This is a genomic window from Kribbella ginsengisoli, from assembly GCF_039537185.1.
Lineage (GTDB): Bacteria > Actinomycetota > Actinomycetes > Propionibacteriales > Kribbellaceae > Kribbella > Kribbella koreensis.
This window is the reverse complement of record NZ_BAABAA010000001.1, coordinates 45,822-61,129: the sequence shown is the minus strand read 5'-3', so window position 1 is coordinate 61,129 and position 15,308 is coordinate 45,822. Positions and strand designations below refer to the sequence as shown.

Sequence of the window (15,308 nt, the reverse complement as noted above, 5' to 3'; positions counted from 1 at the left end):
TCGGCGCCGCCCTACGGGACGGCGATGTCGTATCGTCCATGCGGGTCGGGGACGTCGATCGCGACGCTGTGGCTCGGGACCCCAGGAGCGCTTACCTGGAGGACATGTGGCACCGGGCGCAACCCGGCGAACGTGAACCGCCCGTCGGCGCCGGTGTCGACCGACTGCAGCAGAACATCGTCACGGCGGATACTGACGACCGCGTGCTCGAGTGCCTCGTCAGCCCTCGTCACGGTGCCGGCGATCTGGACGAACACCTCGGCCGTCGCCGGATCGCTGCCGGGGCGGAACTCGATGATCCGCGTCGTCACCATCGGGCCGCTGACCTCGGTGCGCAGGCCGACCGGGACGGTGACGATCAGCCAGATTGCGGGCTTCCAGCGGATCCCGGTCCCCATCGATCCCCAGAACTCGGCCAGCTTGAGGAACCCCTCGGGCGGGACGACCTCGACCGGTAGCGAACTCTCGGCGATCAGTGGATCGAGGTCCTTGAAGGCCTGCGAGTCCCTCGGGTAGATCGTCGCGGGGACCAGTGGCATCGACCGCAACAACACGGCCATCGCGTCGTACAACAGCTTGTGCTCGTCAAGAGTGGGCTCGGTCGCTGGAGTCACCGTCGCCGGGCTCCACGCCGACACCAGGTAGTGGCAATCGACCCGCACAGGGTCGGGAGTCCGCGTCGGGCCTTGCGATCCACTGCCGCTGCTCCACTCGTTGGAGCGCAGGTCCCGCCGCTCCCGGACGTCGAAGAGGTAGACGTTGAGAGCGTTCACGCGCAACTGGCTCACGCTGGCCAGCCACGCCTCGTCCGGCGGCTGAAAGCGCACCTGCTCCTCACCGCTGACACCGGGCACCCCCGCCATCAACACGGTCCGCAGCAAGTTGTCCACCTGGTCAAGCACCCGCCGATCATGCGCGGCCCCCCGTCATCCCACCGTGACCCCACCGTCTTTCCCGCGTCATTCGCGGGGTTCTCACAGGTCGGGCACACCGATCGTCGGCACGATCTTCCGCGGCATGACTGTCTTCGTCCCCGTCATCCAGACTTCAACGGCGTACGGCGCCTTCTCACTGCCGCGATACAGCGGCGTGATCCCGAACGTCACCGTCTCGCCGTTCCGGAGCGCCTTGCGGAGCACATGCTCGAACTCGAGCTTGTACTTCGACAAGTTGACCTTCTGGTGCATCCACACCAGGTTGCGGGGATCGGTACCGGAACCACCGAACTGATTTCCGAGCAGATGGCCGAGGTGCGGACGCTGGCCGGTGGATCCCTCCAGACCTGGTGGCTTGTAAACGCCGGTCGCGGAACCGGTACGCAGATCGGACGGATGCAGTTCTCCCATCACACCGGTCGGACGGCCGTTCTCTAGGGCGCCGAATTGCACACGTTGCTCGAACGGCTTCAGAATCGGCTGGCCGGCGGCTTTGGCTTTGGCGCGCCGCCGTACTGCCGCTTCGTCGGACTTCTGCATGGCGACGGTGGCCGCGTCCAGTTCGCCCGCGATCGCCTGGTCCGCTTCCGCCGGGTCGCTTCTGCCGCTGAGCAGCTCCAGGTCCTCGTCGACCTCCGTGCGCAGCGACTCAACCTTTGCATCAGCATCCTCGGCGAGTCGACGCGCACCGTCCGGATCGGATTTCGCCTGCTTCCGGATGCGTCTCGCTACCTTCTTGACCGGCTTGGTGAGCTCAGCAGGTACGTCGGTCTCGATCCGCGCGAGCAAGGCATCCATCTCGGGATCCCCAGTCGGTTCCGGAGACTTCTTCGGCTTGGTCGTCTTGGGTTTCGAGGTCTCGGGTGGGGCCGCGGCGGGCTGGGGGGCGGGTGCGGCTGTTGTCATGGGTTCGGCCGGGGTGGCTTCTGGTGCCGTGGCGACGGGTGGTTCGACGGCTTCGGTCTTGGGCGCCGCCGCCGGCTCGGGTGGCTCGGGCTTCTTGACCGGCTCGGGCGTCGTCAGAGGCTCCGCTGCGTCGGGTGCCTTGACCGGCTCGGGTGGCTCGGGTGCCTTGACCGGCTCCGGGGCGTCGGGGGTCTTTGTGGGCTCCGAGGGTTTGACTGGCTCGGGTGTCTTGGGGAGTTCTGCCGCGGTGGTGGGCTCGGGGGTTGCCGCGGTGGGTGGGTGTTCGAGAGCTTCGGAGGCCTTCGACGGGAGGGATTTGGCCGGTGGTTTCGGGGTGGCGCGGAGGGCGTCGTCGGTGAGGGTTGCCGCGGCCTTGCCTGCGGCGGCCTCGACTGCGGGCGCGGCCTGCTTCTTAGCGACCCCGAGGAGGTTCTCCAGGAACGTCTTCAGCGCCGCCATGGCCTCCTCGAACGGCTGCAGTATGGGGCCGAGGATCTTCTCCAGCGGTTTCAGCACCTTGCTCATCGCCGCACCGAGCAGCATCTCCACCGCACCGATCGCCTTGCCCACGGTCGCCGCCAGCTCGGCCGCCCTGCCCACGACCATCCCGGCACCCTTGGAGACCCGTTCCAGCGCTACCGCGACCTTCGCGACCCCGGCCGCGACCTGCTCGACCGCGTTGCCGACACCCGAGGTGAACAGCAGCAGCGCGATCTGGACGGCCACGAACCCCACGGCGTACCCGAGCTTGCCACCGATCTGTGCCCACGGGGTGTTGAGGACCGCGGCCTCGCCACCCTTCCACTTCGACTCGGCCCACTCCACCGCTCCCATGAATCCGGATGCCTCGGCCGGCTTCCCCGCCGGTTGAGGGAGGACCGGCCCAGTCAGGCTGTCGACCACCGCGGTGGCGCCGGCCTTGCCGAGGCTCCGGGCCTGCTGTTTGGCGAACTCGGCGAGGTTCCCTTGCGCCTCGAGGATCCCGACGATGGTGGCCGCGGGATCGTGCTTGGCCGCCTCCCAGGCGACGCCGACCTGCGTTCCGATCGCGCCGACCTTGGTCGCCACGGCCTGCGCGTCGGCAGCCAGACCGCCGGGATTGGTCAGCACGCTGGCCAGAATCCGGGGGCCCAGCAGCGCGAGCTTCTCGGCCAGCACCGCCAGGCTGAACAGGTCCGTGATCGGGCTGATCACCCCCAGCACCAGTCCGGCGTAGTAGCCCTTGACGAGCTGCGCGACATCGCCCGCGCTCATCCGGAGCATCGCCTTCAGGAAGTCGATGCCCTTGGTGCCGGTCCACAGCTGGGCGATCAGCTCCTCGACGAACCCGATGACGGCGTACTGGACCAGGTCCGACGCGGTCGACTGAACACCGAGCGAGCCCATCACCTGGTTGACCAACCGCGTCTGCAACTGTCGCAGCAGCCGGCGGGACAGACCCTCTTCCTTGCTCTCGTCGCCACCCGCGAGTCCGACCGGCGCGCCCGGCCCGACATCGACGGACCGGCGGCCCGTCAGCGCTCCCTCGACCGCCCGATCCGCGAGCCCTTCGTTGGCCGCGGCCGGCCGGCCGGGGCTGAGCCCGCGGCCGCGTTCCTGCTGCACGCTGTGCGCGAGCTCGTGCACGAGCAACGGGAAGTTATCGCTGCCGAGCACGATGTGAGACCCCACGGTGTACGCCGAGGTGCCCGCTTCGCGGTTTGCCTGCTCGGCGGTCGATCCGGTGTGCACGCGGACCGCGGAGAGGTCGGAGCCGAAGGCCTGATTGGCCCAGCTCCGCACCTCCGGGTCCAGCGGCGTACCCAGATCGCCGCGGGCCGGCGGGTGACTTTCGACCACCCGCGCGTACGCCGCGTTCCCCATCCTCGCGGCCGCCGGCTCCGGCCCGGACTCGACCGGACCTGAACGTCCCGGCTCGCGCTCTGCCTCGTCGGGTTCGCTGATCGGCGCGCTGCGAGTACGGTTCATCGTGCTTCCTCCACCGACGAGCCCTCGATCGGTCGGCCGAGCTTCTGGTACTCGCGCCGTACGGCGTGCTCCACGTGAAGCGCGTGCACCGTGTCGCCTTCGGTTCGCGCCAGGTACGCCGACGCCACCGCCACGTTCCGGATCTGGCCCCCGGACAGCCGGTGCCGAGCAGCCACGGCAGGCAGGTCGAGGTCGGGCGCGAGGTTGACCTGGGCCGGGAAGACGCGCTGCCAGATCAGCAGCCTGTCCCGCTCGTCCGGTAGCGGGAAGTGAATGTCGAAGGCCAGCCTGCGCAGGAACGCCTCGTCGAGATTGGTCCGCAGGTTGGTGGCGAGGATCGTGACGCCGTCATGCTCCTCCATCCGCTGGAGCAGGTACGAGATCTCCACGTTCGCGTACCGGTCGTGGGAGTCCCGGATCGCCGATCGCTTCCCGAACAACGCGTCCGCCTCGTCGAAGATCAGCACGACGTCGGCAGTCTTCGCCGCGGTGAAGATCCGGTCCAGGTTCTTCTCGGTCTCACCGATGTATTTGCTGACCACCGTCGACAGCTCGACCCGCCAGAGTTGCAGACCGAGTTCCCCGGCGACGATCTGCGCGGCCGCCGTCTTGCCGGTGCCGGACGGGCCGCTGAACAGCGCGTGCAGGCTGTTGCTGGTAGTCCCCTGCCTCATCCCCCAGTCATCGAGCACCTCCGTCTGCAGGCGGACCCGGTTGCTCAACTCACGCAGCTGGTCGGTCGTGTCGGGCGGGAAAACGAGGTCATCCCATCGGTGGCAGAGCTCGACCTGCCGCGCCACTGTCGCCACCCCACGGGCCGCCAACTCCCCCGCGGCCTCCGCGGCGCGCTCAGGGTTGGAGACGGTGCGGTCTCCCAAGGTCGTGACCGTACGAGCCATCCGCACCGCGTCGTCGATGTCCGACGTACTCAATCGGTACGACCGCGCCAGGGTGTCGACCGCATCCGCCGCCAACTCGAGCCCGACCTCATGCGCTGCCGTGAGCCAGCGCGCAGTGCGGATCCGCAGGTCGGCAGGTGGGATCACGACGGGCAGGAATCCTAGCGACAGCAGCGCCGGGGTGGTCTCAGGCGCGGTGACCACGACCAGGTCGAGCCCACCGAGGAGGTCGTACCGCTGGTCGTCTACGCCGTCCAAGGGTGCGACGATCACCGCCTGCAGCCACCGCGCCTCGCGCTGGATGAGTTCGGCCTGCTGACACCTCGTCGGGTCCACCGTGATCATCGGCCGACCGCTGCCGGCGACCATCGCATCGGCAACCTGTCGAAGCAGTCGACTGTCCCGGCCCGTCACCTGCACCCGCGCGCGCTCACCCTTGAGCAAGGTGGCCACAGCTGCCACTTGCCCGGCCACCTCGGACGGCAGCGGCAGCGAGCCGATGTCGCCAACGGCCCGGGACAGCCGCACAACCGAAGCCAGCCGCTCGTCGAGATCTCCGCCCCCGAGGAAGAGACGGCGGACCTGGCGATCGAGCTGGAACGGCTGTGCGATCAACGGCCAGGATCGGGTGGCGTCGTCGCCCACCTCGATGAGGCGGTCGGCCCGGAGCCTCGCGCCACGCTCGAACAGCCCGACGTAGCTCAGCCGCTGCTCGGCGTCGTGGCAGAAGAGATCGAGCACCAGTCCGACGGTCGGCTGCCGCCGGGTGACGTCGTCCTGCAGATAGCCGTAGATGCGCCCGTACTTGCCATCGATCTCGGGAGCGAGCGCAAGCAGCAACACCGCGCTCTCCACCGGGCTCAGACCGAGGGCCGGCCCGAGGACCGCCGATCCGGCTCCGACCAGCAACGGCACCCCCGGTGCGCGCGCGACCAATCGATCGAGCTCGTCGAGCCCGACGTACAGGCCGCGGTAGGGATCGCTGTTCGGCGCGACGCCGTACCGCTCTCGGGCGGCCGTTGTGGCGAGGTCCAGTACGTCGTCGAGGCGTTCGAGCCAGCCGAGGACATCGCCGGCGTTCGGAACCGGCCACTGCCCTCCACCCAGCCACGGGATCTCGGCCACGGCAGTCATCCGTCGCAGTGGTCGGCGCCGCCGAGGAAGCCGGCCAGCCACCGCTCGATCTCGAACCGCAACTCGTCCACGCCCACGACGGTGATACTGGCGCGCGGCTGATCGCGGACGGACACGCTGCTGGTGATCCGGTAGAGATCCGTACCGCCGGCCTGATCGTCGAGCGCGCGGATCGTCAACACGCCTACCCGCCCCGTCGGCCTGGGGATCGGAAGTCCTCGTATCGGAGCGACCATAGTCGAGATGGTCACCCGGGGGTCGTCACGCCACCGTGATTCCAACGTCATGCAGGTCGAGGCCGCCGATCGAGCGGGCCAGCAGGTCGGTCATCACCTCGGACGGCCGCAGCCCCAGGTCATCGCGAAGGAGCCGCGCACAGGACTGGTACTGATGAATCGCCGCGCTCCGGTTGCCCTGTTCCAGGTACACCCTCATGAGCAGCAGGTGCGCGGTTTCCCGCAACGGCTCGCACGCGATCGCGTCAAGACCGGCGACCACCGCCTGTGCGTGCCGGCCGAGCAGCAGAAGTTGCTCCCCGAGCGCCTCGAGCGCGTGCAGCCGAAGTTGCCGAAACTGTTCCTGGGCGACCAGGATCCAGTCCTCGGCCCAATCCACCAGCATCTCCTGGCGGAGCAACTGGAGCGTACCGGGTACGTCGCCGAGGTCGTACTGGCCGTCGATCAACTGGCGGGCGCGAAGAGCAGCCTCGTGCGCGTCGACCACCACGGTCGCCTTCAAGCTCAGCGTCGTCGGGGTGACCTGGACCAGCGGTACGTTCAGTCGCGAGAGGTTCCAGACCGCCGTCCGCAGACTCGACAGCGCTCGCTCTTCGGTCGTGTCCGGCCACAGCGTCCCGGCCACCGTCACCCGGCGGGCTCGCCCGGAGTGGATGGCGAGGAAGGCCAGCACGCGTTCCGCCCGGCTGCAGATGGGGACCGCGCCCTCTCCGACGGCGACGCCCAACTGCGGCAGCAGGTGCAGATCGACATGGAGCCCCCCTTCAGTCTGAGCCGGTGGCGGACGACTCTGGTCGAGCACTGACATTCTCGAGTCACGCATGTCTGGCTCCCACGCTGAATATGCCGTCAACGATGCCAGGCGCAACGTCACTCGGACGTGACGGCACCGTCACGCGAGCAGCCTGCTCGAGCCAAGGCCGTGGTCCAAACCACAGCGCAGCCCCTGCGATCCCAGGCGCCACCGCCAGCCTGACCCCCGGCCGCCACACCCGGCTTTCCACTCTGGCATGCCCACTCACCCACGCCAAGACGTCGGGGCGTCAAGCGTGCGATCGAGGTGCGTATCGGGCTGTGCTGAGGACCATGCAATCAAGAAGGAGGAGCACGGCACCCGACCTTGCGGTGCAGCTGGTCGGCAGGCAGCAATGTTGTCGGGGTTCAAACGCATGACCGCCAGCCACTCGCTTGTCCATAGCGACGCTTCGCGGAAGACCCCGTGACGTGAGTGCCCGGCGCGAACAATCGCCGGCGGCTCGCTACAAATATGCGGTTGTCCAGGAGACCAAACAGGTGCACCTTTGAAGCAGACCTGGGGGCCAGGGGGCGGCAGCTATGGAATCGTTGGGGATCTCGCTTGCATTGCTCGGGGCGGTGAGTCTGGTCGCCGCGATAACGAACGGCCTCCACTTCATCAACGTCGAGATTCCGGCCCTGACCTCGCCGGCCCTACGCTGGACCCTGGCGATCGTCGGCTTGGCGTTCCTCTACGTCGGGTTTGCCGTGAGAACGGAACCTCCTACGAGCCCCGGGGACGGGCCCAGACCTACGGCGATACCCGCCACTGTCCAGCCGACATCGTCAGTCCTCACGTCAGAGTCAGTCCCAACCGCGAAAGTTCCGCCCTCCACAATCGCTGTGAGCTACTCGCAGCGCGCGATGACTTTCTGCGCAGCCTCGGTCAAAGAGATCAAGGCCCTCGGCACACCTGCGACAGATGAGGATTACCTCAACCGCACGTTTGACCTAGCCGCCATACTCGAGCAGCTAGGTACGAAGCTAGACAGCCTGACGCCCCAAGCTCCCGATCCGAACAGGCACGCCCAACTCCTATCCCACCTCAGCAGCACAGCCCAAAGCCTCGACAGTGCCGGCATTGCCCTCCGCGCCGGCGACCTGATCGGCTACCAGCAACACTTGACGAACGGAGACCAGTTCCTCGCTGACTTCAACCGCGTCGCGACACGACTGTCTCTCAACAACTGTCAGATCAGGTAGACCTTGGCCACGATCAGCAGCTGAGCCACCTGCGATCGACGACCGAGCCGCCCGCGCCTGATACGTCGTTGCGGCTAACGCCCGACGGTACTCCGCGACGAACACAGCCAAGGAACCACAAGAGCCGTTCTAGTCCCGTCGACCCACGACGACCAATGGGTGATTCGCCGCCTCCGGCGCCCAATCAGGCGCAGCGACCGTCACCCCAGATGCTGTGGGACGGCCGGAGACGCTGAAGCCAGCCCCCTGATGGATGCGACCGCCCTGCGCTCCCCCACCGGCGAGCCCTGGATAGGCGCCGTCGTATTGGGCGAAGTACGCCTGCTTCTCCTCGACGGTCGAGTCCTTTCGTGCGCCGTTGCGGGTCGCGGAGTTTGCGAGGTTGGAGACATCCTTCAGGTCTTGAGCTCCAGGCGTGTGATTAAGGTGTGTGTTGCTCCAGCGATTCCATCCCCAATAACTCATCCAGCGTCGTCCTCGGCTGATCGCCGCTCAGATATCCTCCTCAGCCCGTAGCTGTTCTCCGCCGAACGCTCCATCCTGGCCAACCGCACAACAATCCGGCATAGAGCCCGCGCAGCTTGTGGATAGACCACCGGAAGCCTCTCAGGAACCCGGACATCCACAGGCGACCCGACAACCGCCCGCTTGGCCTGCCGTCTCAAGTTCTCATCGGACTCCATGTACGAATCAACGTCCGGAGATCCACACTTTCACCAGCGGCTGACCGATCGGGTCAGGCAAGCTCGCGCCGCAGCAACTGACGATCGCCGATGTTGATCAACGGTTGCCGTAGCTTCCATCGCCCTCAGTTGAAAAGCTCGTCAAGCTCTTCGGTCAGCCTGATTGCCTGGTCCCACCCTGCTCGCACGAATACCTCCAGAAGCGATCGGACAGCGGAGAGGCGGTCCACATCATCACGCGGAAGTTCTCGCAACAGGCGTCCCAGCCTGTACGCCGATGGTCACCGCAATTCACAACGGCCCACTCACGGTCTCCTCAGGCGTTGCGTGCTTCAACGGCGCAACCATCTCAGGCCCCGTCAATGTTTCTCCCGGCGCCGCCCTCTACGCAACCAACTCTGAATTCCGCGGCCCGGTAACAGCAACCTGAGCAACCAACGTCCTACTCTGCGGGACCACCATCCCCGGCCCAGTAACCATCATCGGCGCAACCCGAGTCCGGCTAGGCAACGGCTCCGACTGCACACCCACAACAATCAGAGGCCCTGTAAAGGTCGCCAACTCGGCAGGCCAGGTCACCATCGACAACGCCACCATCTCCGGCCGCCTGGTCCTCCAGAACAACACCGACCCAACAACCATCTCCGCCAACAACATCAACGGCCCCCACCAACGCCGGCCACCCCAACACCACCTCCGGCCCGAAGTCAGGCCGATGTAAGACCCTCTAACTACTCCAGCCCCGTGATGGGAGCCGCGGCTCCCATCACGGGGTGAAGCGCTCCTGAATGGAGATGATCTGGTTGTTGGCGATGTGCAGCGTGTAGATGGCGCCGGACGCTGGAGCATAGGTGGCGAGTTCTTGGAGCGTCGTCGGGCGCCAGGTTGATCCGCCGAACTGGTTGACGACCTCCAGCTTGGCGACGGAGAGTACGGAGTTGATCCGGAGCAGATCGTTGGCATTGCGCCAGTAGTAGTCGTGGCACCATTCCGACTCGCTGCTGACGAGGTCTTCCTTGCAAGCCTTCTCGGCCGCCTTGCCGCTGAACCATTGGACGACGTCGTACGTCACCACCCGCCGTCCCGCGTCGACCGAGGTGATCAGGGCATCGACGACCGGACCAGGCGCCGCCTTCTCGGGCGCCTCCTTGGGATAGGTCTCGGTGCTGCTGAGATTGCGGAACTTGGAACCGTCCCACTGATAGACATCGCGGGCGACGTGGTCAGCGCAACACAGCGGATCCTTTCCGCCGACGCTGGTTCCTGCCACCACGACGGTCTTGCCCTCTACCGTCAAGGTCGCCTGACGGTAGTAGTGTTCCTCTCCCAGCGCCCCCAGCACCCGCGGCGTCGCGGTCGAGTCGTCGAAGACCGCGTACTCCGTCGGATGCGACGAGGTCGTCGACGGACACTGCGCCTCCACCACCGCCTCGGGCTTGCCGTCCCCGGTCACGTCCAGGCGGCGTGGTACCACTGCGGCCTTGTCCCAGACGTTCGTCTTGAAGTCGGGCTCGTCGGGCGGCAGGGTGCAGCCGATCGCGCGCAGCGCCTGGTCCCGCCAGCGATCCGCGTCGAGCGTGCCGTCGCAGGCCGTCCGGTCGTTGTAGCAGGCCAGCAGGCGTTCGGCGTACGCCGCTTGTCCGTGAACGTTCGGATGCATGCTGCCCTCCTTCGCCTTGGCGTCGGTCCAGTCGTTCCAGAACCGGAACCTGTTGACCCAGCGTTCGCCATTACCCGCCTTGTCGTCCGGGCCCTGGTCCTGGCACAGCCCGTGGTCCTCCCGGCTCCCGGCCTTCACGCCCCGGCCGACGAACGCATACGTCATGTCCACGAAGTCCACGCCCTCCTTCGCGGCCGCGACCCGCAGTACCCCGTTGATCGTGTCGACCAGAGTGTTGATCGCCGCCTGCTCCGTCTTCCCCATGCTCGCCTCGCCGGTGCCGACGCCGCAGGCCTTCGGATTGCCGTCCGGGAACAGATGCGGGTACGACGTCAGGATCACTCGCCCGCCTGCCGGAGTACGCCTCTTCAGGTCACGGACCACCTCGGCGACCCCCGGTTGGAGATGGCCGCTCTTGTCAAGCTCAGGGCCCAGCCGTTTCGCGGCCACCTCGATCAGCTTGCGCGTGTACGGCGTACAGCTGGTCCAATCGCTGTTCGTGACCTCCTTCAGCGCGAGCAGATCGGCCTGCGTCTCCTGATCGACCTTCAGCTCCCGCAGGAACTGCTGCATCGACCGCCCAGTGGCGATACAGACCTTCACGACCTGCGCGAAGAGGGCGTTGTTCCCACCGAACCCCGCGGTCACCAACTTCGTACCGGCCGGAAACTGCGGTGCCTCGCCGAACTCAGGACACTGTGCGGTCGCACATTGCTGAGCGAAGGTGCGGCCATCCTGACTGTTCGCATAGTCGCCGCTGACCGCGCCACTGCAGGCGCGGAACTCCAGCGTCAGCTTCAGTTCCCGGGCGACCCTGGGCGCATAGGCCTCTGGTGACCGGTGGCAGGTGTTCCCATCGCCGCCGTCCGTGCCGGCGTAGTAGCCCGACGCACCATCCCAGACCCGATCCTTACTCGTACCCACCCGGAGACAAGACCGCTCGAACGCATTGCAATCAGCCAGCCGCAGATCGAACTGTCCACGGGTGATGATCTTGTACTGATCCGTGCTCGGAGCTCCCTCACCAGCCGAGAACGAGTCCCCGAAGCTGACCATCGTTCCCCCGTCGCCGACCGGCAACGGCCCAGGCCCCGCATGACCAGGCTGCGGACACTTCGCCGGCCGCCCCAACGCCGGCCCGGCACAGTGCTTCTTGACCCAAGCGTCGTTCCGCACCCCATCAGACATCAAGGCATACGGCACACTGCCCGACGCATACGCCCCACCCGCAGCCCCCACAGCGAGCAAGGCCACCACGGCAGCCACCATCACCTCACGACGGCGTCTCACCGCACTCTCCCCGAACCACTCGAGCACAGGCATGACGAAGCAATGCATTACACCGGCGCATTAGTTTCCCCCCCAACGCGGCCATTGAACATCACGGACCGTAACAGCTGTCTGGATCTTCAGCCAGGCTTCGGATCTGGTTGATCAATTGCGATCACCGGACGGTTCGCCGAAGACGAGTTACCGGCGAGGCTGGCGAGTCGCTCCCGGACGATCGAGTGGCAGAAGGCGAGCTTGTTGCCGCCATACGGCTGCAACAAGGAGAGCCTGGCGGCCTGATGGACGATGTTGCAAAGTCGTCGGGAATGAAGCCGCCGCGGCAGCCAGCCGCGCCTGTAGGACGTATCAGAGCGCGCCGAGCATCCATCTAGTACGCGTCTCGCTCGAAGGTCATGAACAGGCCGCTGTACGTCTGTGCGTTGGTGCCGGGCGCCAGTTGAAGCAGTCGCCAGCCGGCGGCGGACCAGGCGTTCGCGACCCTGTCGATCTCGGTGCATTCATAGGGGACCTGTTCATGGTTGGCATCGCCTGGCCTTCTGGTACTGGCGGCATGCTCCTGGACCCAGATGGTCCGGTACTCCTTCATGACCTGTCTCCTCGCTGACGGTGCTCGTGCTACTGGGACCTTGCCGCGGTCCCGGTCAGCCGACGCGGAACTGGTCCAGGTGCAGGGACTGGTCCAGGCCGTGTCTGACCTGGTCGAGTCTGGCCGCCAGGGCCGGGGCGACCGTGTGCAGTTTGGCGTGGTCAGCTCGGATCTGCAGCAGTTGCGACCACAGCACAGATCGTCCTTCTTCGAGCAGCTCGACCGCGGTGGCGTACTGGCCGGCGGCGACGGCGGTGGCGCCGGCCGCGCTCACGATGTCGTCGAACGAAGCCAGCCGCTGCTCGCGAACCTCACGTCCCAGCCCCGGCCACGCCACGATCGGCAGCAGCCTGACGCCCCTGGTGTAGGCGGCCAGAGCCTCGGCCTGCGTTGAGGCATTCAAGGCCAGCACGCCCCACTCGCGCGCCGCTCGTAGCTGATCCGTCGCCGGAGCAGCACGAACGTGCGCCGCCTCGCTCAAGTACCGCAGCGCTCCGCTGAAGTCATCCGGCCCGCCCCGCCGAGCCAGCAACATGCTGAACCGGCGCAGAATCACACTCCGGTCCGGATAATCCGGCGGGCAACCGTCCACTGCCTGTTGACCGAGTCGAATGCTCTCGGCCAAGTCCGCCTCAGCACCAGTGATCTCGAACAGCTCTGTGCTCATCAGGCAGAGGTTGTGCATCACCAGGTACCGCGCTGGATGGTCCGACGCCAGCAGCGCCGCACCGGCCCGGCCGGCGCCCAGCGCCGTCTCGAGGTCGGCCCGAAGGCGGCTCCTGGAGAAGCGAGCGAACAACGCTGTCGCATAGTCGACGAGGTGCGCTCCCTTGAGCGGATGGTCGTCCGGCGTCGTGACGCAGGTCTGCTCGGACAGCGCGACAGCCTCGTCGAGGTCCTGCAGGTTGCCATCGCGGCGGTACCGGAGCTGCAGCGCGTAGGCCAGACTGCTCAAGTACTGCGAACGCATCCGGTCATTGAGCGGGGTGATGGCGACGGTCTCCCGGCCCGCGGTGACAGCGCTCTCGAGATCGGCCGCGGCGCTCGTCGCCAGGTAGCGAGAGGTGAAAGCCATCATCAGCACGTTGACCCGCAACGCCCGTTCGGGAGCTCGCGGGTCGGTGGCATTCACCGATTGGAGGGCTGCCCCGATGGCTGACTGGAGGTCGAGCAACTCCCCCGTCGCCTCGTAGCGGTGGAACAGAGAATGAGCAAGGTTGTTCAGGGCTGCCGCAGGTGTCGTCGACGCCGGCGCACCTTCGACCGCCTGCCTGGCCGCCCAGATCGCGGTGTCGATGTCGGCACGGTTCCCCAGTCGCTGAAAGCGGCTCCGGAGCGGGATCGACAGGTCGGACAGGTGGCCCAGCCGCCGGTCCCGGTCCGGGTCGAACGAATCCACCGCATCGCGAAGGCGGAACACCGCCTCATCGAGATCGGCTAGCCCGTCGTACCGCTCGTAGCGTTGCCACAGCGCGTTGCCCAGCAGGGCAAGCAGCAACGGCCGGTCGGGGTCACCAGCCGGAAGCGGCCTGAGGCCGAAGCGCAACCACCAGATCACTCGCTCCAACTGGCGGTAGTCAGTCGTCCGCTCGAACTTGACCTTGTGGAACAGCGCGACCAACGCGGCCACGTCCGCACGCAAAGACACTTGGTCCCCCTCCCCGCCGAGTCACACCCTGACATCTGACGGACAGCCGGTCCAGCCCTCACTGTGGACTCCCGGCATTTGGTCGCGTAGAAGTTCTGCATGAATCGCGCTGCCGGCTCCGGACCGCTGGAGCAGGTCGAGCGCCTCATCAGGCAGAACTGGAAACGCCGCTGGCAGACGCTGTCCGACCATCCCGTCCTGATTCACCCCAGCGTCGCCCGGCTCTGCAACGCTCACGATCCGCTGCTGGCCACCGCTGTACGCCGTACTGCGATGGTCGGCCTCGACCAAGCCAGATCCGAAAGCAGCCGCCGAGCTGGTCGAGTCGCTGATCGCGGAAGCACCACCCGTGGGTTGGCTGGCCGACCACCTCGTGAGGTGCTCCGACGCCACCCGACAAAGCGCTGCCGACAGCTCCACTTCGAACTGCTGCGCCACTCGTCCGGGGTGAGCAAGCGCGACGTCGCCGAGGTGATGAGACTCCTCCGAAGCACCCGACGCGAACTCCGCAAGGCATTGGAAGAACCGCGGCCGAGGTGCCGACGACTGACTGTAGCGGCAAGCGCCGTCGAGGCGCAGGACCAGGCCTTCGCCGTACTGGGCAAGCGCCCTGCGGCAGACCTGGTCGCCGTGATCGAGCGCGCGTCCGACGCAGGTGTCGAACCAGCGATGCGGGAGCTGAGGCTGATCAGGCGTGCCCGCAAAGCCCGGCGCGGGCTCGACCGGGGCGACGACGCGCTCGGCCTCGCCATGAAGTACCTCCACCGTCTGGTCCTCTGGAGCGCGAAGAGGTCGAGCCGCTGGGTCAGTGTTGAAGCTGCCCGCCTAGCCTGCGCCGCGGTCCCCGCAGTACCTGCCCATCATCCGCACCGCTCCGACTGGCTGGACATCGCTGCATCCGCAGTGACCGAGGCGCTCACCAACGCGCCTGACGTCATCAGCACCATAGATCTGACCGCAGCGGTCGCCTGGTCCGAGGAAGCCCTCGCGTGTGCGGACCACCCGGCTGACCGGATGCACCTCGCCAACAACCTCGGCTATCGCATCAGTCTGGCTGTGCAGCAGGCGGCCATGCCGCGGAAGCTCTGCTTCGGGCCGTTGCAGTACACCGAGAAGCACTGGAGCTGGCCACGCCCGGCACAACCACCTACCGTCTCCGGCAGACCAACCTCGCATCCCGGATCAGCGAGGCTGTCTTCGCCAATCAACTGCTGGCCGACCAACTACGCGAGAGCCTCGCACTGCAGCGCTCGGCCTTGGCCGGCTGCCCGCGGTCCGATCCGGACCGGTCGATGCTGCTCCTCAATCTGAGCCTTGCCTTGTCGGGTGCCGTGGACGCGGGCCTGCTCGAGCCCAAGGTTCGGA

10 protein-coding genes are annotated in these 15,308 nt (G+C 66.9%); 2 read left to right on the top strand and 8 right to left on the bottom strand.

Features of this window, described 5'->3' with window-relative positions; genetic code table 11:
• Positions 1-11 precede the first annotated feature (11 nt).
• From ABD768_RS00250 to ABD768_RS00230, 5 genes are all read right to left on the bottom strand, one after another.
• Positions 12-902, bottom strand: a complete 891-nt coding sequence (locus ABD768_RS00250; protein ID WP_344835975.1) for a Pvc16 family protein — start codon at positions 900-902, stop codon at positions 12-14.
• 72 nt (positions 903-974) lie between these two features.
• The gene (locus ABD768_RS00245; RefSeq protein WP_344835972.1) at positions 975-3,809 is read right to left on the bottom strand and encodes an eCIS core domain-containing protein; all 2,835 of its coding nucleotides are present in this window, start codon (positions 3,807-3,809) and stop codon (positions 975-977) included.
• Positions 3,806-5,842, bottom strand: a complete 2,037-nt coding sequence (locus ABD768_RS00240; RefSeq protein WP_344835970.1) for an ATP-binding protein — start codon at positions 5,840-5,842, stop codon at positions 3,806-3,808. The genes ABD768_RS00245 and ABD768_RS00240 overlap by 4 nt, the downstream gene beginning before the upstream one ends.
• Complete coding sequence (locus ABD768_RS00235; RefSeq protein WP_344835967.1) at positions 5,839-6,024, bottom strand: hypothetical protein; 186 nt, start codon at positions 6,022-6,024, stop codon at positions 5,839-5,841. The genes ABD768_RS00240 and ABD768_RS00235 overlap by 4 nt, the downstream gene beginning before the upstream one ends.
• 79 nt (positions 6,025-6,103) lie before the next feature.
• The gene (locus tag ABD768_RS00230; RefSeq protein WP_344835964.1) at positions 6,104-6,901 is read right to left on the bottom strand and encodes an AfsR/SARP family transcriptional regulator; all 798 of its coding nucleotides are present in this window, start codon (positions 6,899-6,901) and stop codon (positions 6,104-6,106) included.
• Between the two features lie 512 nt (positions 6,902-7,413).
• On the opposite strand from ABD768_RS00230, the gene ABD768_RS00225 reads away from it, so the two are divergent.
• Positions 7,414-8,076, top strand: coding sequence for a hypothetical protein (locus ABD768_RS00225; protein ID WP_344835961.1), 663 nt, complete (start codon positions 7,414-7,416; stop codon positions 8,074-8,076).
• Between the two features lie 1,449 nt (positions 8,077-9,525).
• Here ABD768_RS00225 and ABD768_RS00220 read toward each other — a convergent pair.
• The 3 genes from ABD768_RS00220 to ABD768_RS00210 all read right to left on the bottom strand — a co-directional run bounded on the left by ABD768_RS00220 (position 9,526) and on the right by ABD768_RS00210 (position 13,943).
• On the bottom strand, positions 9,526-11,709 hold the full coding sequence (locus ABD768_RS00220; protein WP_344835959.1) for an SGNH/GDSL hydrolase family protein: 2,184 nt from the start codon (positions 11,707-11,709) through the stop codon (positions 9,526-9,528).
• A 367-nt stretch (positions 11,710-12,076) separates the two neighbouring features.
• A complete protein-coding gene (locus ABD768_RS00215; RefSeq protein WP_344835956.1) occupies positions 12,077-12,295 on the bottom strand; it encodes a hypothetical protein in 219 nt (72 codons plus the stop codon).
• A gap of 55 nt (positions 12,296-12,350) precedes the next feature.
• Entirely contained in the window at positions 12,351-13,943 is a 1,593-nt protein-coding gene (locus tag ABD768_RS00210) for a tetratricopeptide repeat protein (protein WP_344835953.1), read from the bottom strand.
• A gap of 99 nt (positions 13,944-14,042) precedes the next feature.
• Between ABD768_RS00210 and ABD768_RS00205 the strand changes: the two genes are divergently transcribed.
• Entirely contained in the window at positions 14,043-15,254 is a 1,212-nt protein-coding gene (locus ABD768_RS00205) for a hypothetical protein (protein ID WP_344835950.1), read from the top strand.
• The last annotated feature ends 54 nt before the right edge of the window (positions 15,255-15,308 follow it).

What these genes read in the sequence shown, in the direction of transcription:
- ABD768_RS00245 (WP_344835972.1), bottom strand. Translation starts at nt 3,809, where the DNA reads ATGAACCGTACTCGCAGCGCGCCGATCAGCGAACCCGACGAGGCAGAG.
- ABD768_RS00225 (WP_344835961.1), top strand. Translation starts at nt 7,414, where the DNA reads ATGGAATCGTTGGGGATCTCGCTTGCATTGCTCGGGGCGGTGAGTCTG.
- ABD768_RS00215 (WP_344835956.1), bottom strand. Translation starts at nt 12,295, where the DNA reads ATGAAGGAGTACCGGACCATCTGGGTCCAGGAGCATGCCGCCAGTACC.
- ABD768_RS00240 (WP_344835970.1), bottom strand. Translation starts at nt 5,842, where the DNA reads ATGACTGCCGTGGCCGAGATCCCGTGGCTGGGTGGAGGGCAGTGGCCG.
- ABD768_RS00205 (WP_344835950.1), top strand. Translation starts at nt 14,043, where the DNA reads ATGAATCGCGCTGCCGGCTCCGGACCGCTGGAGCAGGTCGAGCGCCTC.
- ABD768_RS00230 (WP_344835964.1), bottom strand. Translation starts at nt 6,901, where the DNA reads ATGCGTGACTCGAGAATGTCAGTGCTCGACCAGAGTCGTCCGCCACCG.